Annotated in this window: 25 protein-coding genes; 17 read left to right on the top strand and 8 right to left on the bottom strand. The window is 43.3% G+C overall.

What is annotated here, in order from left to right:
- Nucleotides 1-161 precede the first annotated feature (161 nt).
- A complete protein-coding gene (locus FFM84_RS11880; protein WP_130845616.1) occupies nucleotides 162-1,388 on the top strand; it encodes an ArgE/DapE family deacylase in 1,227 nt (408 codons plus the stop codon).
- Nucleotides 1,389-1,505: 117 nt separating this feature from the next.
- Here the strand turns inward: FFM84_RS11880 and FFM84_RS11875 are convergent, their stop codons facing one another.
- From FFM84_RS11875 to FFM84_RS11855, 5 genes are all read right to left on the bottom strand, one after another.
- Entirely contained in the window at nucleotides 1,506-2,351 is an 846-nt protein-coding gene (locus tag FFM84_RS11875; protein WP_130845617.1) for a transporter substrate-binding domain-containing protein, read from the bottom strand.
- A 25-nt stretch (nucleotides 2,352-2,376) separates the two neighbouring features.
- Nucleotides 2,377-3,117, bottom strand: coding sequence for an amino acid ABC transporter ATP-binding protein (locus FFM84_RS11870; RefSeq protein ID WP_130845618.1), 741 nt, complete (start codon nucleotides 3,115-3,117; stop codon nucleotides 2,377-2,379).
- Nucleotides 3,114-3,803, bottom strand: a complete 690-nt coding sequence (locus FFM84_RS11865; RefSeq protein WP_130845619.1) for an amino acid ABC transporter permease — start codon at nucleotides 3,801-3,803, stop codon at nucleotides 3,114-3,116. Before FFM84_RS11865 ends, FFM84_RS11870 begins: the two co-directional genes overlap by 4 nt.
- Nucleotides 3,784-4,443: an amino acid ABC transporter permease gene (locus FFM84_RS11860; RefSeq protein WP_130845620.1), complete on the bottom strand. Its 660-nt coding sequence runs from the start codon at nucleotides 4,441-4,443 to the stop codon at nucleotides 3,784-3,786. The genes FFM84_RS11865 and FFM84_RS11860 overlap by 20 nt, the downstream gene beginning before the upstream one ends.
- A gap of 925 nt (nucleotides 4,444-5,368) precedes the next feature.
- Nucleotides 5,369-6,214 (bottom strand): polysaccharide deacetylase family protein, encoded by an 846-nt coding sequence (locus tag FFM84_RS11855; RefSeq protein WP_130845621.1) that lies wholly within the window; start codon nucleotides 6,212-6,214, stop codon nucleotides 5,369-5,371.
- Nucleotides 6,215-6,443: 229 nt separating this feature from the next.
- On the opposite strand from FFM84_RS11855, the gene FFM84_RS11850 reads away from it, so the two are divergent.
- The 4 genes from FFM84_RS11850 (at nucleotide 6,444) to FFM84_RS11835 (ending at nucleotide 11,805) form a co-directional block, all read left to right on the top strand.
- A complete protein-coding gene (locus tag FFM84_RS11850) occupies nucleotides 6,444-6,836 on the top strand; it encodes a YxeA family protein (protein ID WP_165444351.1) in 393 nt (130 codons plus the stop codon).
- 369 nt (nucleotides 6,837-7,205) lie between these two features.
- Entirely contained in the window at nucleotides 7,206-8,936 is a 1,731-nt protein-coding gene (locus tag FFM84_RS11845) for an ABC transporter ATP-binding protein (RefSeq protein WP_130845622.1), read from the top strand.
- Nucleotides 8,936-10,822, top strand: coding sequence for an ABC transporter ATP-binding protein (locus FFM84_RS11840; RefSeq protein WP_130845623.1), 1,887 nt, complete (start codon nucleotides 8,936-8,938; stop codon nucleotides 10,820-10,822). Before FFM84_RS11845 ends, FFM84_RS11840 begins: the two co-directional genes overlap by 1 nt.
- A gap of 14 nt (nucleotides 10,823-10,836) precedes the next feature.
- Nucleotides 10,837-11,805: a hypothetical protein gene (locus FFM84_RS11835; protein WP_130845624.1), complete on the top strand. Its 969-nt coding sequence runs from the start codon at nucleotides 10,837-10,839 to the stop codon at nucleotides 11,803-11,805.
- A gap of 129 nt (nucleotides 11,806-11,934) precedes the next feature.
- Here the strand turns inward: FFM84_RS11835 and FFM84_RS11830 are convergent, their stop codons facing one another.
- Complete coding sequence (locus FFM84_RS11830) at nucleotides 11,935-12,264, bottom strand: hypothetical protein (RefSeq protein WP_130845625.1); 330 nt, start codon at nucleotides 12,262-12,264, stop codon at nucleotides 11,935-11,937.
- A 170-nt stretch (nucleotides 12,265-12,434) separates the two neighbouring features.
- Here FFM84_RS11830 and FFM84_RS11825 point away from each other — a divergent pair, with 170 nt between their 5' ends.
- The 3 genes from FFM84_RS11825 to manA all read left to right on the top strand — a co-directional run bounded on the left by FFM84_RS11825 (nucleotide 12,435) and on the right by manA (nucleotide 15,649).
- The gene (locus tag FFM84_RS11825) at nucleotides 12,435-13,463 is read left to right on the top strand and encodes a branched-chain amino acid aminotransferase (RefSeq protein ID WP_130845626.1); all 1,029 of its coding nucleotides are present in this window, start codon (nucleotides 12,435-12,437) and stop codon (nucleotides 13,461-13,463) included.
- A gap of 129 nt (nucleotides 13,464-13,592) precedes the next feature.
- On the top strand, nucleotides 13,593-14,618 hold the full coding sequence (locus FFM84_RS11820) for a serine hydrolase domain-containing protein (protein ID WP_225425314.1): 1,026 nt from the start codon (nucleotides 13,593-13,595) through the stop codon (nucleotides 14,616-14,618).
- 65 nt (nucleotides 14,619-14,683) lie between these two features.
- A complete protein-coding gene (gene manA, locus FFM84_RS11815) occupies nucleotides 14,684-15,649 on the top strand; it encodes a mannose-6-phosphate isomerase, class I (protein ID WP_130845627.1) in 966 nt (321 codons plus the stop codon).
- Between the two features lie 227 nt (nucleotides 15,650-15,876).
- On the opposite strand, the gene FFM84_RS11810 is transcribed toward manA, so the two are convergent.
- Nucleotides 15,877-16,599, bottom strand: coding sequence for a type 1 glutamine amidotransferase (locus tag FFM84_RS11810; protein WP_130845628.1), 723 nt, complete (start codon nucleotides 16,597-16,599; stop codon nucleotides 15,877-15,879).
- Nucleotides 16,600-16,601: 2 nt separating this feature from the next.
- The gene (locus FFM84_RS11805; RefSeq protein ID WP_130845629.1) at nucleotides 16,602-17,948 is read right to left on the bottom strand and encodes a Mur ligase family protein; all 1,347 of its coding nucleotides are present in this window, start codon (nucleotides 17,946-17,948) and stop codon (nucleotides 16,602-16,604) included.
- Nucleotides 17,949-18,162: 214 nt separating this feature from the next.
- On the opposite strand from FFM84_RS11805, the gene FFM84_RS11800 reads away from it, so the two are divergent.
- From FFM84_RS11800 to atpE, 9 genes are all read left to right on the top strand, one after another.
- Nucleotides 18,163-18,741 (top strand): thymidine kinase, encoded by a 579-nt coding sequence (locus FFM84_RS11800; protein WP_130845630.1) that lies wholly within the window; start codon nucleotides 18,163-18,165, stop codon nucleotides 18,739-18,741.
- Between the two features lie 14 nt (nucleotides 18,742-18,755).
- Nucleotides 18,756-19,838 carry a peptide chain release factor 1 gene (prfA, locus tag FFM84_RS11795; protein WP_130845631.1) on the top strand — a complete coding sequence of 361 codons (1,083 nt, stop codon included), beginning with the start codon at nucleotides 18,756-18,758 and terminating at the stop codon, nucleotides 19,836-19,838.
- On the top strand, nucleotides 19,831-20,697 hold the full coding sequence (gene prmC / locus FFM84_RS11790) for a peptide chain release factor N(5)-glutamine methyltransferase (protein ID WP_130845632.1): 867 nt from the start codon (nucleotides 19,831-19,833) through the stop codon (nucleotides 20,695-20,697). Before prfA ends, prmC begins: the two co-directional genes overlap by 8 nt.
- Before the next feature lie 9 nt (nucleotides 20,698-20,706).
- Nucleotides 20,707-21,726 (top strand): L-threonylcarbamoyladenylate synthase, encoded by a 1,020-nt coding sequence (locus FFM84_RS11785; protein ID WP_130845633.1) that lies wholly within the window; start codon nucleotides 20,707-20,709, stop codon nucleotides 21,724-21,726.
- A gap of 56 nt (nucleotides 21,727-21,782) precedes the next feature.
- On the top strand, nucleotides 21,783-23,021 hold the full coding sequence (gene glyA, locus FFM84_RS11780) for a serine hydroxymethyltransferase (protein ID WP_130845634.1): 1,239 nt from the start codon (nucleotides 21,783-21,785) through the stop codon (nucleotides 23,019-23,021).
- A 283-nt stretch (nucleotides 23,022-23,304) separates the two neighbouring features.
- A complete protein-coding gene (upp, locus tag FFM84_RS11775) occupies nucleotides 23,305-23,934 on the top strand; it encodes a uracil phosphoribosyltransferase (RefSeq protein ID WP_130845635.1) in 630 nt (209 codons plus the stop codon).
- A 502-nt stretch (nucleotides 23,935-24,436) separates the two neighbouring features.
- A complete protein-coding gene (locus tag FFM84_RS11770; protein WP_130845636.1) occupies nucleotides 24,437-25,717 on the top strand; it encodes a uracil-xanthine permease family protein in 1,281 nt (426 codons plus the stop codon).
- Between the two features lie 278 nt (nucleotides 25,718-25,995).
- The gene (atpB, locus tag FFM84_RS11765) at nucleotides 25,996-26,709 is read left to right on the top strand and encodes a F0F1 ATP synthase subunit A (protein ID WP_130845637.1); all 714 of its coding nucleotides are present in this window, start codon (nucleotides 25,996-25,998) and stop codon (nucleotides 26,707-26,709) included.
- Nucleotides 26,710-26,751: 42 nt separating this feature from the next.
- The gene (gene atpE / locus FFM84_RS11760) at nucleotides 26,752-26,964 is read left to right on the top strand and encodes a F0F1 ATP synthase subunit C (protein WP_130845638.1); all 213 of its coding nucleotides are present in this window, start codon (nucleotides 26,752-26,754) and stop codon (nucleotides 26,962-26,964) included.
- Nucleotides 26,965-26,983 lie beyond the last annotated feature (19 nt).

Here is a 26,983-nt window from a genome sequence, read left to right as displayed (position 1 = left end):
TAGTCAATAAGAATCTCAATGAATGGTTTACACGTGAAAACAAAAAATGCAGACAATAAGTTCAGTTGACATAAAAGCAAATGGCAAATACTTCCCATTTGGTAAAATTGGTGCCATAATGAAGGCAGTTTTGAGTTATTAGCAAAAATGGGGGTAAATGTATGGAAACTACAGCAAAAATCAAAATTTTAAAGGATTTGGTTCACATCCAGTCAGTTAATGGTAACGAACTGGAAGTGGCAACTTATTTAGCCAATTTGTTTAAGGAAAACGAGATAACTTGCGAAGTCTTACCGACCAAAGATGGGCGTGCTAATTTGGTTGCAGAAATCGGCAGCGGTAAACCGGTACTAGCCATTTCTGGCCATATGGATACGGTCGCCGTTAATCCTGACGACTGGGATCAAGATCCGTTTACGTTAACTAAGGTTGATGGTCATTTAATTGGTCGCGGTGTTAACGATATGAAGGGCGGTTTAGCGGCGTTAGTGATTGCGATGATTGAGCTAAAACAGCGTCAAGTACCGCTAAACGGCACGATTCGATTGTTAGCGACATATGGTGAAGAGTTTGCAGAACAAGGGGCCGCGGATTTAACGGCTGCTGGTTATATGCAGGATGTCGCGGCGTTAATGATTGCTGAACCAACGGGCTATCGAATTTGTTATGGGCAAGCAGGGTCGATTGACATGACGATTAATGCAGCTGGTCAAAGCGCCCACAGTTCGATGCCAAGCTTAGGACATAATGCCTTGGCTGACTTGGTTAATGTACTCTATCAGTTGCAGACCAATATCACCCAATTAATTGCTGGCAAGACTAACCCCGTGTTGAATACAGAAACGTTGTTTAATATCGATGTTGTCCACGGTGGCAATCAGGTCAATACGATTCCGGGACAGGCAACCGCGCAAGTGAACTTACGGACGATCCCCGAAGTCAGCAATGCCGAACTATTAAAAGTTTTCGATGAAACGGTCGCGACATTTAATCAGACTTATAACGCACAAATCAGTTTAAAGGCTGAGATGGTCGTTGATCCGGTGATCGGAGATGGCAACAGTCGCATGATACAACTGATCAAGCAAGTTGCGCAGCCGTACGCTGAACGAGCAACGTATACGGCGGCTGAACAACAGCAGAACCAACAAGTGATGAAACAATTGGGTTTGCCAGCTGATCAAAAGACAATTCCAACCTTGGGTACACCAGGTGGAACTGATGCGCGGCGATTCTTAATTGATCACTTAAATGGGGCAGATTATACGGTCTTTGGACCCGGTAACTTGTCTTCACACCAACCAAATGAGTATTTGGATCAAGCAATGTATCTTGATTTTATTAAGATGTATGAAGCTTTGTTCCCCGCTTACTTAGCCACAAAATAAGCAATATAGTGAAAAGGCGTCTCCCAAAATTGGGGGACGCCTTTTCAGTTTCAGACTTGGATGTTATAAATTTGGTCATCAGTTTTTCGGATCTTGTCTCAAACGCTTGATTGTCAATTAGTTGATAATAATATCACTCGCTTTAACCTCTTTACCGAAGTAGGGTTTGAGTTGTTTCTGGTAGTCAGTTTTGAAGAAGCCGGCTTTGGTTAACTTAGTGATTTCTTTGTTGGTCCAGTTTAATAGCGACGTGTTGCCTTTCTTGACAGCCGGTGAGATGTATTGTTTAGGCCCAATTCCCTTAATGCCAACGGTATATTTTGGATTGTTCTTCACCCAAGCATACAAATAAGAATTGTCATCGGCCAACGCCACACCACGACTGTTCTTCAACGCGTTAAATTGTTGCGTTTTGGAATCAAACTTTAATAAGTTAACGCTACTTTGTTTAGCTGTGAAGTAGTTTTCAGCGGTGGTTCCTTTTGTCACAATCAGATTTTTACCCTTTAGTTGACTCACTTTAGTGATTGGGGCGCGCTTTGGTGACACCACGCCAACGGAAACTTTCATGTAAGGCTTAGCGAAACTAACGACTTGCTTACGTTCGCTAGTCACGGTGAAGTTGGCTAATACGATATCGACTTTGTTGGCATTTAAAGCATCGACACGATTGTTGGCGTTAACTTGGACGAATTTAATTTTGACACTTAAGTCTTTGGCGACGCGGCGTGCTAAGGTAATATCATAACCAACGCGTTTACCAGATTTATTGACCCAACCATACGGTGGCAAATCCCCAAAGACAGCGACACGCAAGGTTCCCCGTTTTTTGATCTTGGCAACAGTACTTTGATTATCGCTAGCACCGCTGCTGTTGCTGCTACTTTTACCACAGCCAGCCAGACCGCCAATCAATAGGGCAAGTGCCCCCAATAAAGTAATAACTTTTCCTAATTTCTTCATCTTAAATACCTCCAAATAGTGTTGATTAAAAATCCATACTAGCTAAAAAGTTTTGTGCTCGACTAGTTTGTGGTCGCTTGAAGAATTGCGGTCCCGGTGTTTGTTCTTGAATCCGACCATCCGCTAAAAATAGCACTTGATCTGAAATTTGTTGTGCGAAGTCCATTTCATGAGTGACGACTAACATGGTCATTTGATGGGTATCGGCTAATTGACGGATGATGGTTAAAACGTCGCGAACCATTTCCGGGTCCAGTGAGGCAGTGACTTCATCAAATAACATTAATCGTGGTTTCAGCGCTAAGGCACGGACAATGGCGATACGTTGCTTTTGCCCACCAGAAAGTTGTCGTGGGTAAGCATCGCGATAGTCACGCATTCCGACCTGTTGGAGTAATTTTTCGACCTCTGGTAAGACGGTCTCGCGTGAGCGCTTTTGAACTTTTAAGGGCCCTAACAAAATGTTTTCTAAGACTGTTCGGTTAGGGAAAAGGTCATAACTTTGAAAGACCATCCCGATTTGTTGACGCAGCTGTTGCCACTGTTTGGCTTTTTGAGTAATGACTTCACCGGCAAAAGTTAGCGTGCCGGCTTGAAAGGCTTCTAGGCCGTTCAAACAACGCAACAGGGTGCTTTTACCTGAGCCTGAGGGTCCAAGTAAGGTCAAGACTTCACCTGCATCTAAATCGAAACTGATGTCATGCAAAATATGAGTCTTCTGATAGGACTTTTCTAAATGGCTAACGGTTAATAGCGGGGTGCTCATAGATGTGTCGCCTCCAATTGATGTTGAGTTAAATGCTTTGCCCAGCGCGACAAGGGATAATTAATTAAGAAATAGAATAAGAAGATGATGCCGTAAATCCAAAAGACACCGTTGGGGTCGGTCTTATTGTTGGCTTCAATAATTTGCTGGCCGATATTGATGACGTCCATCACACTGATGAGCATGAGTAGTGACGTGGTTTTAACGACGCGAGTCAGCAAGTTAACGGTCGCAGGTAAACACAATGGCCAGGCCTGTGGTATGAGGACATAGCGCTGGAGTTGCCAATAATTAAGACCAATTGCTTGGCCGGCTTCACGCTGATGAGTTGATACTGATTGCAACGCACCACGAACAATGTCGCTCATTTCGGCAGCGACCCACAGCGCGAAAACTAGTGTGGCGACCTGGTTAGCGGGCAAGTTTAAATTAAATTGTTTAGGTAAAATATAATAGAACAAGAAGAGCAGCACTACCGTTGGGACAATCCGAAAGAATTCCAAATATAATCGGAGTACGACTCGTAACGGTCGATTAGGCAAGGTGCGTAAGATCCCTAGCAAGCTGCCCAATAGGATTCCGATGATGCTCGCGACTAGGGCAATTCTAATTGTGATCCACAAACCACCAAGTAAGCGCCAAAAATTACTACCCATGGTTAAAACGTCAATGCCCGAATGTGCCATAGCGTACCCGCCTTTCTAAATAAGTTAAAATTAACGATAATGGGATCAAAATGATGGCGTAGGCGATGACTAGCACGAAGAGATACTCATTAGTGTGGTAGTACATCCCGATTAGATCCAAAGCGGTGTTTGTTAGTTCTGGAATAGCAATAACTGTAAAAATAGAGGTTTCTTTAATCAGAAAAATAACATTGGCAGCTAATGCTGGGACGCTTAAGGCAAGCCCTTGGGGTAAAATGACATAACGTGCAAGTTGCCAGCGAGTGAATCCAATGGCTTGACCGGCCTCAATTTGTGATTTGGTAATGCCGTCAAAACCACCTGTAAATCCGGCTGCCATGTAACTTCCGCCTAAGAAGATTAGGCCAATGATGCCGCATTGACTGGCCGTCAGGCGCCAACCCAGAATCGGAAAAGCATAGTATAAGAAGAACAACTGGATCAACAGTGGGGTGTTGCGAGCCACTTCAGTATAAATGGTGACGATTGGTGTTAAGATTGGCAGTTTGAAGTAGTAAATCAAACTACAAATTAAGCCAACGATGATGGCGCCGATAATACCTAAGGTTGCTAACTTTAAGGTCAGGACAAACCCTTTGGCAAATAATGGCAAACTTTGTTGGATAATTGCCCAGCTCATGTTCCGGTCACTTCCTTTCAGATTTGATTTGCTCAATAAAAAAACGCTCGTCCTGTATTAAAATACAGGGACGAACGTATCGTGGTACCACCCAAGTTTGTTAGCCATGGCTAACCTCAAAAACATCCAGTTAAGAATGTCGGGGATGATATCGTATCCTGACGGGTTACTAGCTTGCACCGTAACCATAACTCCGAGCTCATCTTCAGCACAAGTTTACCGCCACCCTTACACTGTCGGTGGTCGCTTAGTCGGTTACTATTGTGCTTACTCTTCTCATCAACGTTGTTTAGATTAAAATTAAATTAAAAAGCAAATCATTATCTAATAAACTAGCACGATGATTTACAACTGTCAACCTGAAAAGTTGAACTGGTAAGCAGAAAGTCACGTTAAAATATAGTAAGAAACTATTTTTTTACGAAAGATTGAAAGCTACTTATTTAGCAATAATCGTTGAAATCGTTGATAAGAAGAATATTGCTGATCAAAACTAGTCATACTTGCCACCTACCGTTCGCCCACCTTGAGCCGAAAAGCTGTGGACGGGCCGGTTCAGCCACAGCGTTCTGAACCGTCGTTTTGAACCACCTAACCCATGTTTCAAAAGCGCCAAGCTCTAAGCGATAAATCGCTAAGAGCCCCCACGGTTGGGCTCAATGTGGATTCATTCTCGGCTATGTTAGTGACTACAAACTTGATTAACATCTAACCGGAGCCAGTCAGTGATGGCGCCGGCCGTGACAACATCGTTAGTCCGGGTGATTTTCCCGGACTTTACGATGTGGACGACTTTTGAGACTAGTGGTTTTGGCTAGGCTCAAAAGTGAGGTGGCAGCCCGTTCTTTGGCTGGAGCCGGTCCCCACAGCCGGCAGAATCACTGGCTGGCGTAGGTGATCAATTTAGCATGACCTCCTTTAGTATTTAATGCAATAGACTTTGAAAACTCTCCAGTGACATACCAGGTGTTACGCGCTGACGTGGTAAATTGTAGCGTGGACTGTGATTCGTGGCGATGCCTGGAGTAGTAGATAGGGCAATTTGATAGCCGGCCAGTTTGGCGGCACGGCTAGTTTGGGCGTTGGCACGACCAGCTGGGTAACAGACGACTTGTGTATGTTGACTTAAGTGTTGATCAAGCCAGGTTTTAGAACCGGACATTTCAGCGAACTGTTGACGGTAGGTGAGTCGATTTAAATCCAAATGATGCACTGTATGACTTTGAAAGTCAACGACACCAGAAGCCTTCATGGTTTTAGCCGTGGCTAAAGTTAAATGATGGCGTTTATGTGCGAAGCTGGTGATAAAGTTAATGGTTGCATGACTGTGAGTTTGCTTTAACAAAGGCCAAGCTTTGGTGTAATTATCTTGATAGCCATCATCTAAAGTAATCCAAACCAGTTTTTTCTGTGGGACTTGCCGGGTTTTTAAAACGTGCACAGTTTCGTCGGCAGTTAAACAATAATAATGGTGTTGCTTTAAATAGTTGAGTTCAGCTTTGAATTGCTTAGCAGGAACACGTAAGGTATTTCCGTGAGCGATGCTGTGGTACATTAAAATTGGTAGTTTAACGGACTTAACAGTATGCCAATTGGCATAAGGCTGCGTTTTTTTGCGTGTTGATGAGACTGTTTTGATGCGACTAGTCTGCTTTGATTCAGGTTGACTGGCCGTCGTTTTGGTACTAGTTGCTTGAGTACAACCGGTTGCTAGAACTAATAATAGTAGACTGCTCCCCAATAAGCAGCTACGATGAGTGATGAAAGCCATATAAAATTCCCCCCAAATTGATTTTATGAGCTTTAAAGATATTGTACTGTGAATAACACTTAATTTGAAGCTTTGATAAGGTCACTAAACAGACTTTTAAGCCGAACTTAAGATCGTTAGCCCTTTACTAAGATGATTAAGAATCTGTTAGTGAGACTAGCCAAGGTTTTCCTGGCTTGGTATGCTAAGGCCTACGTTAAGGAAAAGGGCTATACGAGGGGGAATTACGATGAAAAAAGGGATGATTAGTTTATTAGCGATTGTGGGAATTGGTGCTGGTCTACTATTTGGCTCAGCGGCGATGACGAAGAATCAAAGCGGTGAATTGGCAATGGCGCTGGACAATGTTAATCCGTTGGTCAAAGTGACGACCGTTTATGGCGTGACTAATCGGCCAATCGGTCATCGAATTGGTGGTGCTGGCGAAGATGAATACACTTATCGGATCAAAACAATTGATGATACTGGTCGTCAGCGTTTGCTAACATTTGATGCGCAAAAGCGCTTGAAGGTGCAACGCTATTTGAAGATTGAAACCAAAGGGCAAAATGTTGAATCATGGTCAGCAGTTCCTGCAACTGAAGTCCCCACGTCGGTTTTAAAGCAGTTAATTAAAAATTGAAAGATAAATATGGCGGTAGCACTGGCTGGTTCCGGTTATATCGCAGTAAGTTTGTGATCACGAATATAATCGAGAGTAAGTCCAGCCACAGCGTTTTAGGTCAGGTGGCAAGCAGCATAATGAGTTTAACTTAAGGTCAAGGTCGGGATAAAAGTCTCGACCTTTTTTTGATTGTCCGACATTGTTTTGTTTCTTAAAAATTTAGAATGTTAAGTAAATCTTAAGACCTTTTAGCTGTCAAATTGGTGTGGCTGAGTTACAATAGTTTGCGTGAATCTTGTAAAGATGGTTGACAAGCAGACCGTTTTTAGTTAGATTAGAATACTGCCTGTTAAAAGCAGGAATAACCAAATGAAGGGGAGCGTGTTAATGCTTAAAATAGCGAAAGGCCGGATCTCATATTGGGCCGTTTTGGGTGCGGTCTTATTTATGATCGTGCAAGTTGTTGCGAATTTGAATTTACCCAGTTTAACGTCCGATATTGTGAATAACGGGGTTGCCACTGGTGACATTAGTTATATATGGAAGATTGGTTTTGAAATGATTGGTTTTTCATTGTTATCTGTGGTTGCTGCGTTTGGGAATGTCTTTCTCGCCGCACGGTCATCACAAAAGTTAGGGAAAAACTTACGTTCAGATATTTATAAGAAGGTCATTCATTTTTCAAATGATGAATTTGATCAAGTTGAAACCTCTTCGTTAATTACTCGAACGACCAATGATGTGGTCCAGATTCAAAACGTGGCCATGATGGCGTTACGGATGATGATCATGGCGCCAATCATGTTAATCGGCGCGAGTTTCTTGGCATATACCAAGAGTCATGAATTAACATGGATCTTCGTGGTTTCTATTCCTGTTTTATTGATCTTTATTGGGTTAATTATGGCGTTTGCCATTCCATTATTCCGGGCCATGCAAACCAAGACCGACCGGATAAACTTAGTTTTCCGGGAAGGGTTAACCGGGGTTCGGGTTATTCGGGCGTTCCGGCAAGACAAGTTTGAACAAGATCGTTTTGAAGATGCCAACCAAGATTATACGCAAAATGCGATCAAAGTTAACACGATTGTTGCCTTGGCTTATCCGGTCATGACGTTAATCATGAGTGGGACCAACGTGGCGATTGTTTGGTTTGGTGGTCAATTGATCAGTAGTCAAACGATGCAAGTTGGGAACATGATCGCGTTTATGACTTACGCGATGCAAGTCTTAATGAGTTTTATGATGTTGGCGATGGTTTTTGCCTTGATTCCTCGGGCAGCCGCTTCAGCATCACGGATTCAAGAAGTCTTAGATATTGAACCTAAAATTAATGATCCAGAATCACCAGAAACCTTACCTGCAACAACGACCCACAGTTTAGACTTTGACCATGTGAACTATCGTTATCAAAGCGCTGAGCAGTTAGCGTTAACCGATATTGACTTTAAGGCCAAATCTGGTGAAACCGTGGCGATTATTGGTGGGACTGGTTCTGGGAAAACCACTTTAGTTAACCTGATTCCACGTTTTTACGATATTGAAAGTGGGCATGTGAACTTAGATGGAACCGATGTCCGGTCATTGAAGACCACGGACTTACATGCGGCGATTTCGTTTGTCCCACAAACGGCGACACTGTTTACCGGCTCAATTCGTGATAATATGCGATTTGGGAACGAAAAGGCGACCGATGATGAAATCTGGCATGCCTTAGAAATTGCGCGGTCAACGGACTTCGTTAAAGAAGAAGGTGGCCTAGATGCGCACGTTGAACAAGGTGGGGGTAACTTCTCTGGTGGTCAACGTCAACGTTTAGCGATTGCGCGGGCATTAGTTAAGAAGGCCGCTGTGTATGTCTTCGATGACTCGTTCTCAGCCTTGGACTTTAAGACCGATGCGGAATTACGGGCGGAATTACGTCAAGATAAAACCGTGCAACAAGGGGTCGTGGTCATTGTGGCCCAACGGATTGCCACGGTTGCCGATGCTGATTTAATCCTCGTGTTAGATAACGGGAAGTTAGTTGGTAAAGGGACCCATGCTGAACTTAAAGCTGAAAATGAAGTTTATCAAGAAATTATGAAGTCACAATTACGAGAGGAGGATGACATCTAATGAGCGAAAAGAAGAGTAGTGCTGTTCAACCACGCCCAGCTGGCCCACGTCATGGACCTGGTTCACAAGGGTTAGTTGAAAAGCCAAAGAGTTTCTGGAAAACTGCTGGTCGATTGATGCGGTATATGTCTGATCGTTGGTTAGGCCTATCTGTCGTCCTGATTTTCGCGATTGCTTCGGTAATCTTCCAAATTCGGACACCTAAAATTTTAGGGAAAGCCACGACTGAAATTTACAAAGGAATTATGAAGGGTGCCGCGCAACAAAAGGCTGGGATTAGCCAGTCAGGTTATCCGATTAATTTTGAAAAAATCTTCCAAATCATCATGATTGTCATTGTGATGTATCTGTTGTCTGCTTTGTTCAACTTTATTCAACAATTCATCATGACGCGGATCTCTCAACGAACCGTTTATAAAATGCGACGGTCGTTTAAGGGAAAGATGCGCGATGTGCCGATTTCTTATTATGATACCCATTCTAATGGGGACATTATGAGTCGGGCTGTCAATGATATGGATAATATTGCTAATACGTTGCAACAAAATCTGACCCAAGGGATTACCAGTATTATGACCTTTATTGGGACTTTGTGGATGATGTTGACGATTAGTTGGAAGTTAACCTTAATCGCCTTAGTGACGATTCCGTTGAGTGTGGTTGTTGTTGGCGTTATTGCACCTAAATCACAAAAGTTCTTTGGCACACAACAAAAGAGTTTAGGGCTATTGAATGATCAAGTTGAAGAAAACTATGCTGGTCACGTGGTTATCAAGAGTTTTAATAAGGAACAAGATACGATTGATGCCTTTGAAGAACAAAATGATAACTACTATCAATCTGCTTGGAAAGCTCAATTCATTTCTGGGATTATCATGCCATTAATGATGTTCTTGAATAACATCGGCTATGTGTTTGTGGCGATTATTGGTGGGATTGATGTTGCTAATGGGCATGTCTCTTTAGGGAATATCCAAGCCTTCTTACAATACACGCAACAATTTTCACAACCAATCTCTCAGATTGCCAACTTGATGAACACAATTCAATCAACAGTGGCCTCTGCTGAACGGGTCTTTGAAGTCTTAGACGAAGAAGAAATGAAGCAAACTAAGTCTAACTTACCAGCAACGCCTGACGATGATAACTTTATCAAGTTAGATCACGTGCAATTCGGTTATGATGGTAGTGATTTGTTGATGACCGACTATAACTTAGATGTTAAACGTGGGCAACAAGTCGCCATTGTTGGACCGACTGGGGCCGGAAAGACGACCATCATTAACTTGTTGGAACGTTTTTACGACGTCAAAGGCGGGTCAATTCGCTTGAATGGGACCGATACTCGCGATATGTCACGAGAAGACTTGCGGTCACACTTTGCGATGGTCTTACAAGATACTTGGTTATTCACTGGTACAATCTATGATAACTTGAAGTATGGTCGTGAAGAAGCGACTGAAGAAGAAATCTATGCGGCAGCTAAAGCGGCCCATGTGGATGACTTTGTACGGAAGTTGCCAGATGGTTATGACACGATCTTGAATGAAGAAGCCTCCAATATCTCGCAAGGGCAACGACAACTCTTAACCATTGCGCGGGCCTTCGTTGCTGATCCTGAAATCTTGATTTTGGATGAAGCGACAAGTTCGGTTGATACACGGACTGAAGTTCATATCCAACATGCTATGGAACGCTTATTGAAGAACCGGACGAGTTTCGTAGTGGCGCACCGGTTATCAACAATTCAAGGTGCCGACAATATTATTGTGATGAACCATGGATCAGTAGTTGAAACCGGGAACCATGAACAATTAATGGCTCAAAATGGCTTCTATGCCGACTTATACAATAGTCAATTCACTGGGAATATCAGCCTGGATTAAAGGAGGGGTGTCACGTGTTTCGAAAAATGACATTGGTCGCGGTTTCAGCTGGCTTACTAGCCTTAGTATTAGCTGGCTGTGGAACGTCCACATTATCGACAACGAAGTCAACTTATACACGTAATGGCTTGGTTGCGGCTGTCAAAGGTCACGCCAATACCAAGACGGTTAGTTACAAGCTTGACGGCGGTAAAACGAAAAAGCAAAAGGTTCACAACAACACCTTTGTGATTCAGGTGCCAACCAAGACAACCCGCCAAACAATCAAGTTGACGGCTGGTAGTCAAAGTAAGACGGTCCATGTTAAAGCGGCTAAACGGGTTGCGAGTTACAAAACACTATCAACTAGTTATAATCAAGCTTTAATTGCATCGAAGATGACGAAGAAACAACAAACTGCTGCTAAAAAGTTACAAGCTCAAGCAGCGAGTTTGAAAAAGCAACAAGCCACGATCCAAGCTAAAGTTAAAGCTGGCAAGGCCCAAGTTGCTAAGGGCGGTACGGCTGCAGTGGCTGGGGCGAAAGTCTTACAAGCGCAACAAACTGCTGCTGCTAAGCTACAAACCGAAGCGGCTAGTTTACAAGCCAGTCAAAAATCGGTCGCGGCGGCCATGAAGACGGCCAAAGCCAAGGTTAAAGACCAATTGCTACCAACTAAGGCACCTAAAGGGTTAACAAACGTCTTAACCACCAAGGATTACAAGATTCGGATGAACGTCCAATCTGGTGATGTCATGGGGACGGCCTTGATTGTGCCGGTTAAAGCAATGAAGAACACGACCCGGAAGAAGAACTTTGGAACGGCCTTTGCGTTGATGAGTAGCGTTAGTGGCGCTAACACCAAGCAAGTCATGAAGAAGTTCGCGAAAAAAACTAAGAGTAACAATAGTAGTACCACGACTATTGATCCGATTTACTCGAAGCATGTGAAGTTCACCATCGGGGTTTCGACTTCTGATTTGTATATCTTTATTACCAAGTAAATCTGGCAACACCAAAAAAGTCACTGCCCAATTCGGCGGTGACTTTTTTGGTGTGTCGTTGTAGTTTGTCGATAAAAGACTGGGACTTCCTAGGCTATGCTCAGTCCCAACCCGTCTTTTGCCCCACGCTTACTCAAACGATAATTCCATAAAATAAAGCTGTTTACTCGTTAAATGGGCGGTTGAGACCCAAACTTCATGATAGTTTGGGACTTTCTTTTCTGTATAATCAAAAAAGAAGTCTAACAGATTTCCATTTTTAGCAACGAAGTCTTCTTGGAAACGATTCACCAAGAGTTTGTTATCCGGAAAATAAATGTCCGGATTGGCCACCTTGATATGGTCAGGAATCGCCATGCGAACCACATTGGTGTATTCCGGAGTGGTGAAGGTGATCTCAGCTGGGTGATGAACGATATAGAACATTACATTATAAATTGAATCTGAATTACTTGCCACGACAAGGCCGTCCTTTGTTTGATGAATTTACGGCTATTATACCAAAATTTGACGAAAAGCGGGACTGGGAATTGAAAAGCGCTTGACAAATTTCACAGACTCTATTAATCTTTTAATTAAATTCCAATTAAATAAATGGAATTAATTACATATAAAGGAAGTTGACGCACATGGCAGACGTACAATTAGATTGGAATAATTTAGGGTTTAACTATCGTAATCTTCCGTATCGTTATCGGGCGTATTGGAAAGATGGGGCCTGGTACAAAAAGGAATTAAGTGAAGATGCCACGTTACATATTAGTGAAGGGTCAACTGCCTTGCATTATGGTCAACAAGATTTTGAAGGGTTAAAAGCTTATCGGACGAAAGATGGCAGTGTGCAATTGTTCCGTCCTGACCGCAATGCGGCGCGGATGCAAACGAGTTGTGAACGGCTCTTAATGCCACAAGTGCCAACGGACATGTTTGTGGATGCGGTTAAGCAAGTGGTTAAAGCAAACCAGGATTTTGTGCCACCATATGGGACTGGGGCCACTTTATATTTACGGCCATTAATGATCGGGGTTGGTGGTAACATCGGGGTTCATCCTGCTGAAGAATATATTTTCACGGTCTTTGCGATGCCGGTTGGGAGTTACTTCAAGGGTGGTATGACGCCAACCAACTTCACCACGTCTGAATATGACCGGGCCGCTCACAAGGGGACTGGGGCTTATAAAGTTGGTGGGAACTATGCAGCCAGCCTATTCCCAGGCCAAGCGGCACATCAAGATGGCTTCTCTGACTGTGTTTACTTAGATCCAGTTGAACACAAGAAGATTGAAGAAGTGGGTTCGGCTAACTTCTTCGGGATTACCAAAGACGGTAAGTTTGTGACACCAAAATCACCATCAATCTTGCCATCAGTGACGAAGTACTCATTATTATACTTAGCTGAACATAAATTTGGCATGGAAGTTGAAGAAGGCGACGTTTACGTTGATGATTTAGATCGCTTTGCTGAAGCGGGTGCCTGTGGGACTGCTGCTGTTATCTCACCAATCGGTGGTTTGGAACACAACGGTAAGTTACATGTCTTCTACAGTGAAACTGAAGTTGGTCCAGTAACCAAGAAATTATATGATGAATTGACCGGGATTCAATTCGGGGACCGTGAAGCCCCTGAAGGTTGGGTTCAAAAGGTTGACTTAGATTAATCAATATGAAAAAAGTTTGGATGAAAATCCAAACTTTTTTATTTGGTTATTTTTCCATTAAGCGGTGGTCGGTTATCCAGCAAACGACTACACTGGAGAAAGACATTTAGTGAGGACAGGAGAACAATAATGGCATTTACACAAACCAAACAACAAATTCAGCACATGCTTGATCAAGCATTGATTCCAGGTGCAAGTTACGCCTTAATTCATGGGTCGCAGGTTGAAACGGGGCAGGTTGGTGTTGCCCAGACCCAACCAGAGACGCAACCAATCTGGCCAAACGCATTATATGATTTAGCATCAGTGACCAAAGTCATTGGGACGACCACCGTTGCTGCACAATTAATGGCGAGTGGTGATTTAGATATTCATCGTCCGGTACACGACTATTTACCAACCTTTCAAGATCGACAAGTTACGGTCTTAAATCTTATGACGCACACGAGTGGGTTAAGTGGTTATATTCCCAATCGAAATGCTTTACCAGCAGCCGAGTTGTTAGCGGCGATTCAAAAATTACCAGTGAGCCAAATAAACCGGAATCATCGAGTCGTCTACACGGATTTAGGATTGATTTTAGTGGGGTTAGTGATTGAAAAGATACTCGGTATGCCAATTCAAACCGCTGTTACTGAACGGGTGTTAGTCCCGCTAAACTTGCCGTCTGCGACTTTTCAACCGGACCCAGCTCAATGTATACCGACGACTTATTCGCGACAGCGTGGCTTATTGCAAGGTGTTGTCCATGATCCTAAAGCACAAGTATTGGGTGCGCAGTGTGGATCGGCCGGCATGTTTGCTAGTGTGACCGATTTAGTACAATTTGCCCAGTTTATGTTAGGGCAGCGGCCGCATGATGACGTGTTGGATCAAGTAACGATTCAAAGTTTATATCAGGACTGGACGCCCAATCATCAATTACGGCGCAGTTTTGGTTGGAATCTATGGCATTTAACCGCCGATTTACCCCCGGTTATTTTTCATACCGGGTATACGGGAACCTTATTAATGTTAGATCGGACAACCCAATCGGCCTTAGTCTTTTTGTCGAATCGAGTGCATCCAATAGCTAATAATGCGGCCTTTTTACCGGCCCGCAGACGGTTGATTGCGGCCTGGTTAGCGGATACGGTTACATTCTTGTTGGATTAGTTTCACAACCGCTTACAGTTATGCTATGCTAGACGTATCAAAAAAGAGCAATGGAGTGTGTTGTCATGAGTGAACCTTATTTCTTAAAACCCGTTTTCCATGAAAAAATCTGGGGTGGAACGCGGCTAAAGTCTGACTTTGGTTATGAAATTCCAAGCGATCATACCGGTGAATGTTGGGCAATTTCGGCCCATCCACATGGCCCAGCAACGGTTGAAAATGGCCCTTATGCTGGGATGACTTTGGACAAGGTCTGGGAACAACATCGTGACGTGTTTGGTAATGCCAAAGGCGACGTCTTCCCATTGTTAACGAAAATTTTGGATGCTAGTGAAGATTTATCCGTGCAAGTACATCCAGATGATGCTTATGCGGCTGAACATGAACACGAACTTGGCAAGACTGAATGCTGGTATGTCATTGCCGCTGAACCAGGCGCTTCCATGGTCTATGGTCATTACGCCAAAACTCGTGAACAATTAGCTGAATGGATTCATAATGGCGAATGGGACAAATTATTCCGGCGAGTACCCGTTAAACCAGGGGACTTTTTGTATGTTCCATCTGGCACGATTCATGCGGTTGGTAAAGGGATCATGGTTTTAGAAACCCAACAAAGTTCTGATACTACTTATCGCTTATATGATTGGGATCGCGTGGACAAGACAACTGGTCAAAAACGTGAATTGCACTTGCAACAATCTATCGATACGACGATTGTGCCGCATGTGGATCCTAAATTGGATATAACGGAAACGCAAGTTGGTGATGCCACGGTCACGAAGTACGTGCAATCACCATTCTTCGGTGTTTGGCAATGGCGGATCACCGATGGACAAGCGACCTTCAATCGAGAAAAGGCACCATATACGTTAGTTTCTGTTTTGGACGGTCAAGGTAGCATCACCGTTGATGGGAAAGATTATCCATTGGCTAAGGGTGTTCACTTTATCTTGCCATTTGATGTTAAACAATGGACGATTAAAGGTGATTTACAACTCATCGCCTCAGAACCCGGTGAAAAAGCTTAACGGGTTTAAGTTATAAGTAAGATTGATGATCAGGTTTAACTGATCATCAATCTTTTTTTGTTAGCTAGGGTTGCTGATAACTAGGGAAAATAGCTAGTATAAATAATATTTATAACTTAAACGGGTTTACTAATGAGCAAAACCGGCTAGGGGACAAAAAACGTCCCACTGATTGATCGTGTTGGTTGATAAAAAAACACCCACCAAAGTGAGTGTTTTTAGCTAAATTAAGGTTTGATAACCACATTTTTAGTCAGATCTTCGTGAAGTTCATCTAAAGCGCTAAAGTCGGCGTCAGGATACTTGCGTTGTAAGGCCAGCTTCAAGATTCGTTTGGCCAAGGCTTCGTTACGCGCTAGGATTGGGCCATGGAAATACGAGCCAAAAGTATTTTTGTAAATGACCCCTTCGGATTTATCTTGACCATTATTCCCGTTTCCTTGAAGCACTTCGCCTAGTGGGCGTTCGCCTTTACCAAGGAACGTGGTGCCGTTATGGTTTTCAAAGCCATAATAAGTTTGACCAGTTTCCGCATTTTTAATCGTAATGTTCCCAATAAAACGGTGATTGTCTTGACTGAGCGTGTAATGATCAAGGGCGCCAATGCCGGCAATCTTTTCACCGTTGGCACCAATATAGTAGTGGCCAAGCATTTGAAAGCCACCACAAATAGCTAAGCAGGGACCGCCTGCTTCAATATAAGCGGTAAGCGCTGCTTTTTTAGTCTGTAGGTCTTTCGAAACGATGGTTTGTTCATAATCTTGACCGCCACCGAATAAGGCAAAATCATAAGTGTCAGGATCAAATTCGTCATCAAGACTGACTAAGTCGACGTTAATAGTGGCGTCGACGGCCTTGGCGTAATAGCGCATCGCTAAAATATTACCAATATCACCGTACGTATTCATCAAGTCGCCGTACAAGTGGGCGGCATTTAAAGTATAAGTCATGATTAAGCCATCCCTCCATCGATAATTCCTTGACTAGCAAGTTGTTTCCGTAATTGCAACATCGCCGTATAAGTGGCAACAACGTAGACTTGTTTAGTTGGCAAGTTTTGAATTGCCGCAGTCATGTTGGTGAGATCTGGAATGACCGTCAATTGATCTTCTGAGACGCCGGCTACTTTCAAACGGAAGGTGATATCACGGTACCGTTCACCACCACTAATAAAGGCTGGAATATTGAGCTCAGGCAATTTTTCAAAGTCACCATCCCAAATCCAACTGGTATCAATCCCATCGGCATAATTAGCGTTGAGCAGGGCCGCAAATGAGAATGGCCGTTCATCGGTGCTGATCATTTGTAAGACTTGGTTTAACCCAACCGGATTTTTAACTAAGATTAAGGTGACATCTTTATCGCCAACATGAAAGATTTCTTGGCGACCAAAGACTTGTTCGTCGTTGTCGCTCAAGGCATGCGCAATTTTAGCTGGTCGAACATCCATGAAACGACCAACGGCAAAGGCCGCTAACGCATTATAAATATTGTATTGACCCCCAATATTTAAATGTAAAGCTTGGCCGTTGATTTCAAAGTCAGATGACGTTGGCGTCATTTCGGTTAAGGCGTTTAGTTTATAGGTTAATTGTGGCCGTTCAAAGCCACAGTGTGGGCAGAAGTAGTCACCCATGTTACTGTATGTGCGGCTACGGTAATGCAAAATGTGTTGGCAGTTAGGACAAAGTAGGCCATCCGTGTTAGCGGGGGCGTGTTCATCGCCAGCAGCTTGATAATCGAATCCGTAATATAAGATTGGGTTCGGTAATTTTTTTGAATTAAATAATGGCAAATCACCATTGGCAATGATGGTTGCATCGGGGGCCAAAGCGACCCCGTCTAATATTTTTTGATAAGTGGTGTAAATTTCGCCATAGCGATCCATTTGGTCACGGAAGATATTAGTGAAGACGAACGCTTTAGGCGTAATGTACTTGGTGACCATAATGACATTGGCTTCATCGACCTCTAACACGGCTAAAGGTTTTTGATGTGCCTTCGGTGCGGTCAAAAAGGTCGTGACGATGCCTTGTTTCATATTGGAACCAGTTGGATTCGTTAAAATGTCAGGATATTGTTCACGGAGCACTTTGACCGTCAAAGCGGTCGTTAACGTTTTTCCATTGGTCCCGGTAATCACAATGACCTCGTAATTGCGGGCCAAGTGTTTTAAAATGGCTGGATCTAGCTTCAACGCTAGTTTTCCGGGTAAAGAACTCCCACCGCCACGGAAAGTATGCAAGAACCAGTAAGCTGACTTACCCGTCCAAGTTGCTAGCAGACTATTAATTGACATCGTGTTGTTGCCCCTAACTTTTAAATTCAAGCGTGTTTACGTTTACGCTACTTCCAAATATTTTATACTGAACTTAACGAAAAGAAAAGCGATACTACCGCTTCTAACCGTGGTTTATGAAATCATTAATGAGTTTTCATTGCGGATTGCTGAAATTCCAGCTTAAATCGGCTATAATTAATTAGAAATGCGTAAAAAAAGGGGACCGAGTAAGTTGGCACAATTATTTTTCCGATATGGAGCCATGAATAGTGGTAAAACGATTGAGATTTTAAAAGTCGCCCATAACTATGAAGAACAAAATAAGTCCGTCATCATTATGACGAGTGGCGTTGACACGCGCGCAGGTATCGGGCATGTCAAGAGTCGGATTGGATTATCGCGAGATGCCACCCCGATTTTTGATGACACCAATGTGTTAGAAACGGTGAAGGCCCTCAATACTGACGCGGCTTGCGTCTTAATTGATGAAGCACAGTTTTTACAAAAACACCACGTGCTAGAATTAGCCCACATTGTCGATGACTTGAATATTCCAGTCATGACGTTTGGCTTGAAGAATGATTTCCAAAATGAGTTGTTCGAAGGTAGTAAATATTTATTGTTGTATGCGGACAAGATTGAAGAAATGAAGACGATCTGTTGGTTCTGTCGCAAGAAGGCGATTATGAACTTACGGTTTAACGATGGCGAACCGGTCTATGAAGGCGAACAAGTCCTAGTTGGTGGTAATTCAATGTATTACCCCGTTTGCCGTCGACATTATTTTTGTCCCCCGAAATTAACAAAGTGAGGAATTAAGCGAGTATGGATAAGTTTTTTGATAAGTTGCAAGCGGTGGCCGACCGTTATGAAGAACTCGGCGAATTATTGAGTGATCCTGAAGTCATTGCGGATACGCAACGCTTTTTGAAGTTATCTAAAGAAGAAGCCAGTTTACGTGAAACGGTTGAAAAATATAACCAATATAAAGATGTGACTGACCAAATTACCGAAAATAACGAATTGTTACGGGAAAAATTGGACGATGACATGAGCGCCATGGTTAAGGATGATTTAAAGCAATTAAACGCTGATAAAGATCAACTTGAACATGACATCACCTTATTGATGTTGCCACAAGACCCTAACGATGATAAAAATATCATCATGGAAATTCATGGGGCCGCCGGTGGGGATGAAGCCAGCTTGTTTGCCGCTGATTTATTCAACATGTATGCGAAATACGCGGAACGCCAAGGCTGGAGTATTGAAGTTGCCGATCGGAATGAAACTGAAGTTGGTGGGTTCAAGGAAATCGTCTTGATTATTTCTGGGAATAAAGTTTATTCCAAACTGAAGTATGAAAGTGGTGCACATCGGGTTCAACGGGTTCCAGTGACGGAATCAGCTGGTCGGGTGCATACCTCGACTGCGACGGTGGGGATTATGCCTGAAGCACAAGATGTCGATATCGATATTGATCAAAAAGATATTCGGGTCGATGTGTTCCGTTCTTCTGGTGCCGGTGGTCAGCATATTAACAAGACGTCATCTGCTGTTCGGATGACCCACTTACCAACTGGAATCGTTGTCTCGATGCAAGATCAACGGTCACAACAACAAAACCGGGCCAAAGCAATGGAAATTTTGCGGGCACGGGTTTATGATTACTACCAATCACGGGAACAAAACCAATACGATGCAGAACGGAAATCGGCCGTTGGGACCGGGGATCGTTCAGAACGGATTCGGACTTACAACTTCCCACAAAACCGGGTTACTGATCATCGAATCGGATTGACGTTGAACAAGCTTGATCGTGTGATGAATGGTGAATTAGATGAAGTGATTGATGCGTTGATTTTAGCGGATCAAACGAAGAAAATCGAGCAATTGGCTAATGACTAAGCGGCCAAGCCAACCGACTTATTTTGAAGCCCAGCAATGGGCTTCTTTTTGTCTAAAAACGGCTCAATTACCCACCGATGCAGCACGATTTTTATTATTAGGTTTAACTAAGTTCGATCAAACCCAACTGTTGGTTCGGTATCAAGAACAGGTTCCAGCAACCACTTGGACCGCTTTTCAAGTAGCGATTGATCGGGTTGTCGCTGGCGAGCCGGCGCAATACGTACTAGGGACTGCGCCATTCTATGGGTTGGAATTGTCAGTCAATCCGGCGGTCTTAATTCCACGAGTGGAAACTGAAGAGTTAGTCGATTGGATCTTAACGGATTTGGCGACGACGACCACGGCTAATGTCCTAGATATTGGGACTGGTTCTGGTGCAATTGCGTTAGCTTTAAAGCAAAATCAACCGACTTGGTCAGTGTCAGCCAGTGACATTTCAACCGCAGCGTTAACCGTTGCACAACAAAATGCGGCCGCTTTGAAGTTATCGGTCACATTTATGCAAAGTGATTTGTTTGCGACACTGCCAGCGACTAAGTATGATGTGATTGTCAGCAATCCCCCATATATTGCGACGAGTGAGACAACCGTTATGGATGCGAGTGTTCGTGACTATGAACCCCAAACAGCGTTGTTTGCGGCGCATGATGGTTTGGCGATTTATGAACGGTTGGCCGCAACAGTGGCTGACCATTTGTCCCCCAATGGCCGCTTATATTTAGAATTTGGCTATCACCAAGGACCTGCAGTCCAACAGTTATTTGAACAGGCCCTACCACAAGCAGAGGTGACTTTGCGTCAAGATATGGCCGGTCACGACCGAATGTTAAGGGTTATTAATACGAAGAAGGATTGAGAATATAATATGGAAACAAAAATTTTTAATGCCACAACCGTTGATCAAGCAGCCGCCCTTATTAAAGCAGGGCAACTAGTGGCTTTTCCGACTGAAACCGTCTATGGTCTTGGTGCCGATGCCACAAATGTGGCCGCCGTTAAACAAGTTTATCAAGCTAAAGGGCGTCCAAGTGATAATCCATTGATTGTCCATGTTGCCGATGTCGAAACGGTTGAGCGTTTTGCCAAACCGTTGTCGGTGTCAGCTAAAAAGTTGATTAAAGCCTTTTGGCCAGGACCATTGACCATGATTTTTAACTTAAAGCCTAATGCCTTGGCCCCTGAAGTGACCGGTGGCCTGACGACCGCTGCTTTTCGGAACCCAAATAACGCCGCAACGTTAGCGTTAATTCGGTCAGCGCAGACCCCAATTGTGGGACCGTCAGCTAATACGTCTGGCAAGCCTAGCCCGACATTAGCCCAACATGTGTTACATGATTTAGATGGTAAGATTGCAGGTATCTTGGATGATGGTGCGACCCAAGTTGGGGTTGAGTCGACTGTTCTAGATTTATCTGGCACTCAGCCAGCTATTTTACGACCTGGGGCGGTGACCGCTGCTCAGATTGAAGCTGTGATTGGTGAACCCGTTTTAACGGAACAACATCATGTGGGCGCGACAGAAGTGCCAAAAGCGCCTGGGATGAAGTATAAGCATTATGCCCCTGCAGCGCAGGTTTATATTGTCGATCATGTTAAAGATTGGCCGGCTGCCTTAGCATGGGCGGCTAAGCAGGATGTTTCGGTCGGGGTAATGGCAACTGACGACGTATTTACGACCAATCAGTTACCAGCTAATTGCGAACAATTTTCGCTAGGAGAAGACGTAGAGTCGGCTAGTCGCGAACTATTTGCTGGGCTACGTCATTTCGATACTGAAACTGAAATTAAAGATATTCTTTGCCAAGCCTTTGATAATACCGGACTGGGCGCGGCTTACATGAATCGATTAAATAAATCTGCCGGTCAGACTCATTTTAGTGTATAATAATGGCTATCGGGAAAACCCGAAAGTTGTCACTTGCGAAATGGAGGATAATATTCATGAATTACCAGGAACAAGATCCAGCTGTTTGGGCTGCAATTAGTAAAGAAGCTGCTCGGCAACAACACAATATTGAATTAATCGCTTCGGAAAATATTGTCTCGAAGGGCGTCCGCGCCGCTCAAGGCAGTGTTCTCACTAACAAGTATTCGGAAGGTTACCCAAGTCATCGTTTTTATGGTGGTAATGAATTTATTGATCAAGTTGAAACATTAGCCATTGATCGGGCTAAAGAATTATTTGGCGCAGAATATGCGAATGTTCAACCTCATTCAGGCTCACAAGCCAACGCAGCCGCCTATATGGCGTTGATCCAACCTGGTGACCGTGTCATGGGGATGTCTTTGGATGCAGGGGGACATTTAACGCATGGTGCCAGCGTCAACTTTTCAGGGAAACTCTATGAGTTTAATGATTATGGTTTGAATCCTGAAACGGAAGAATTAGATTACGATGCCATTTTGGCACAAGCTCAAGCTTTTAAACCTAAACTAATTGTGGCGGGGGCTTCTGCATATAGTCGGGTGATCGACTTTGCAAAATTCCGTGAAATTGCCGATGCCGTTGGGGCATTATTAATGGTAGATATGGCACATATTGCCGGGTTAGTGGCGGCTGGATTACATCCAAGCCCAGTGCCATATGCGGATGTAGTGACGACCACGACGCATAAAACGTTACGAGGCCCTCGTGGTGGGTTGATCTTAGCTAAAGCGGAATATGGTAAGAAGATCAATTCCGCTGTTTTCCCTGGTAACCAGGGAGGGCCATTGGATCACGTGATTGCGGGGAAAGCCGTTGCTTTAGGTGAAGACTTACAACCAGAATTTAAAACGTATGCGCAACAAATTATTAAGAACGCCAAGGCGATGGCCGCAGTCTTTAATGAATCTGACATCGTCCGAGTTATCTCTGGCGGAACGGATAACCATTTGATGACCTTAGATGTGACTAAATCCGGTTTAAATGGCCGTCAAGTTCAAGACTTATTGGATACGGTTTACATTACCGTTAATAAGGAAGCCATCCCTAATGAAACGTTGGGTGCCTTTAAGACATCTGGAATTCGTTTGGGAACGCCAGCGATTACGACTCGTGGGTTTGATGAAGCGGATGCAGCCCAAGTGGCTAAATTAATCTTGCAAGTGCTCCAAGCACCAGAAGATGCAGAGAGCCTGGCTTCAGTTAAAGAACAAGCCATGGCACTAACCGCTAAACATCCGATTGATGTTGATTAACGATTAAAAGTTGAACCAGCTTTGTCAATTATTTGGCAAGGCTGGTTTTTTCGTACAGTTTTAATGAAAAAAGCGTTTTACTGTGGGTAATCACGAAAATTAATTGGACGAAGGTTGAATAATTGTGGTGAAGTCGGTCATTTTTGGTGTTGACTTCTTTGTAATCTTCGGGATTTATTGTTGATGGTCGGCTTTTTTTATCAGCTTTTCTAGTTAAGGCCTAGTTTTTTCGACCTAAATTAGCTACAATAGAAAGAAATCACTAAGGAGCGTGCAGCGTAACATGGGTAAGTTTGAGGTTTTGAATCATCCGCTCATTCAACATAAGTTAACGATCATTCGGGAAAAAGAATGCGGAACGAAAGTATTTCGGGAAATGGTCAATGAAATTTCGACATTGATGGCCTATGAAGTTTCACGCGACATGCCATTGAAAGATATTGAAATTGAAACACCAATCGTCAAGTCAACGCAAAAGACATTAGCTGGTAAGAAAGTGGCAATTGTGCCAATCTTGCGGGCTGGTCTTGGTATGGTTGATGGTGTTTTAAACATGATTCCAGCTGCTAAAGTGGGTCACGTGGGGATGTATCGGGACGAAAAGACATTGAAGCCCGTTGAATACTTTGTTAAATTACCAAGTGACATTTCACAACGTCAATTATTTGTCGTTGATCCAATGTTAGCTACTGGTGGTTCAGCAATTATGGCAATGGACATGTTGAAAAAACGTGGCGCTAGCAACATTAAGTTTATGTGTTTAGTTGCCGCACCAGAAGGCGTTAAAGCCTTACAAGAAGCACATCCAGACATTGATATTTACACGGCGGCGTTGGATGAAGGCTTGAACGAAGATGGCTACATCGTACCTGGTTTGGGCGATGCCGGTGATCGGTTATTCGGTACTAAATAAGTGAACGCTCAAAACACTCGACATTAAGTTGTGGGGTGTTTTTTTGTTAGGCTCTAAAGGTTGCAAGTGACTTTTTAGCCATAATCACTGATCGGTTCGACTTGCTACCTGTCGTTTGCCCACCTTGAGCCGAAACGCTGGGACTGTTCGAGCCAAGGGATTCAATGTGGACTCACTCTTGGTTATGATGGTTACTGAATCAATTAACGATCACAAGATAACCAGAATCGCTGGCTGATGGAGGTGACTCGAGACAGTTCGAGTAAATTTCTTACCGATATATTTTTAGTTAGGTTTAGTAACGGTGAACGGTTGACAAATAACAAGAATACGACTATTCTAAACTTAACATTTAAATAGTTCCTTTAATTTAGCTCAGAGAGGCTGAAAAGGATGACCGGACGTTGACCTAGGATAGGTGAACGCTATTCAGACAGACCAGCCGCTTTCGAGTGGGGGGCTGTCTTTTCTTTTACCAAAAAGTCTTAGTAAGGGGTGCATTATGTCAAAGCAAACGGCATTTCATAATGATGACGTCGTCTTAGATATTCACGATCGACCAAAACTTGGCAGCTGGCTAGGGTTATCGATTCAACATTTGTTCTCGATGTTTGGATCAACTGTATTAGTGCCAATTTTAGTGGGGTTAAATCCAGGGATTGCGTTATTCAGTTCTGGGGTTGGAACCTTGATGTACATTTTAATCACACGGCATAAGATTCCGGCTTATATGGGGTCGAGTTTTTCATTTATTGTGGTCATGCAATCATTGATGAAAACGGCTGGATATCCGGCAATTGCGCAAGGAACGATTGCGGTTGGTTGTGTGTACTTGTTAGTGAGTCTGTTGGTCACCTTGATTGGCTCAAGCTGGATTGACAAAGCGTTGCCGCCAATTGTCGTTGGGCCAATCGTCATGGTCATTGGACTGTCACTAGCTAGTACGGCGGCTAAAGATGCAACCATGAATGGGACTCATTATGATTTACGGTTCTTTGCAGTGGCCATGTTAACCATGATTTTAACGGTTATCTTCAATATGTACTTGCGCGGATTTATGAGTTTAGTCCCAATCTTGTTAGGTATTGTTTGTGGTTACTTGATTGCGGTCTTGTTTGGGGTTGTTAACTTTGCGCCGGTGATTGCGGCACCTTGGTTTGCGATGCCAGACTTTCAGATTCCATTCCTAACGTATCATCCGGGGATTTACTGGGGTGCTATCTTGAGTATGGCGCCGATTGCCTTTGTGACGATGTCAGAACACATGGGTCATATTATGGTTTTAAATAAGTTAACCAAACGAAACTTCTTTAAGGATCCTGGGTTAAATCACACGTTAGCCGGTGACGGGACTGCGTCAATTATTGCCGGTTTTGTTGGTGGCCCGCCAGTGACGTCTTATGGTGAAAATATTGGTGTGCTAGCAATTACACGTGTGCACAGTATTTATGTTCTTGGTGGTGCGGCACTCTTTGCCATTATCTTCAGTTTTGTTGGCAAGCTTTCTGCGTTGATTCAGAGTATTCCGTCACCTGTTATTGGTGGTGTTAGTTTCTTACTGTTTGGGGTAATTGCTTCTAGTGGGATGCGGATCTTGATCGATAATCAGATAGATTTTAATCAAAAGCGTAATTTAATGATTGCATCAGCTGTTTTGGTTATCGGGATTGGGAATGCGTATTTACAATTAGGCACCTTCCAATTTAGTGGGTTAGCCGTGGCAACTGTGTTAGGAATTTTAATGAATTTAATTTTACCAAAGGCGGCTGTAAACGAACAGTAACCGCTAACAAGTATGAGTGAAAGTTGAAAACTTCGATGACAAAATGAAAATCCTACGGTGTGAAAGCGACATGAAAGCTTGGCGCCGTAGGATTTTTGCCATTTATCGAAAAGTTGAAATTATTTTGAAATTTTATGGTTGTGGTGGTATTATTACCATTGTATTTTAATTAGGGGTAACTCTAATTTACTATTTCATGTTTCGATACAATTGACGTTATGTAGTACACACGTTATGGTTATCGTGAACACCGAAATTAAGGAAAGAGGTGATATTCTGTGAATGATCCAGTTCCTACCGTCAAGTTCCTTGGTTTAACGTTTAACGTGGCGAATGATCTGTCAGTTTTAATTACTTGTCTGATCGTTTTCGTGGTCGTCTTTGCGCTGTCACGGCACATTGCGATGAAACCAAAAGGTGGGCAAAATGTGCTGGAGTGGCTCGTTGAGTTCACGAATGGCATTGTCAAAGGTTCGATTAAGGGGAACGACGCATCACATTTCGGTTTATATGCGTTTACGTTATTCCTCTTCATTTTCGTTGCTAACCAAATTGGATTATTTATTCATATCCAAGTTGGGGAGTATACGTACGTCAAAAGTCCTACTGCCGATCCAGTGGTGACTTTAACGTTATCGTTGATGACGATTGCGTTAGCACATTACGCCGGAATTGCGAAGAATGGTGCCAAGGCCTATTTTAAAGGTTATTTAGCGCCATTTACGTTGTTCCTGCCACTAAACATTTTTGAACAATTTACAAACTTCTTAACATTAGGTTTGCGGTTGTTTGGGAATATCTTTGCTGGTGAAATGTTACTGACTTTGATCAGTGGGTTAACCAGTAGTGATAATTGGATCAGTTATATTTATTCATTCCCAGTTGAGTTAGCTTGGCAAGGATTCTCAGTCTTTATCGGTAGTGTGCAAGCATTCGTGTTTGTCACCTTGACTTCAGTTTATATTTCTCAACAGCTTTCGCCTGAGGAATAAAGAAATTTTTAGTTTTTTAATTTTAAGGAGGATACACAAATTATGGGAGCTCTTGCAGCAGGTATTGCGATGTTTGGTGCCGCTATTGGTGCCGGTGTTGGTAACGGTTTGATTATTTCTAAAATGCTTGAAGGTATGGCCCGTCAGCCAGAATTATCTGGTCAATTACGGACTAACATGTTTATCGGGGTTGGGCTTGTTGAAGCGATGCCGATCATTTCCTTCGTTGTAGCCTTAATGGTTATGAACAAATAATCATTGGTTAACGTATTCA

The organism is Lactiplantibacillus mudanjiangensis, assembly GCF_005405385.1.
GTDB lineage: Bacteria > Bacillota > Bacilli > Lactobacillales > Lactobacillaceae > Lactiplantibacillus > Lactiplantibacillus mudanjiangensis.
Note: the sequence above shows the minus strand (reverse complement) of the source record. Positions and strands in the feature narration are given on the sequence as shown.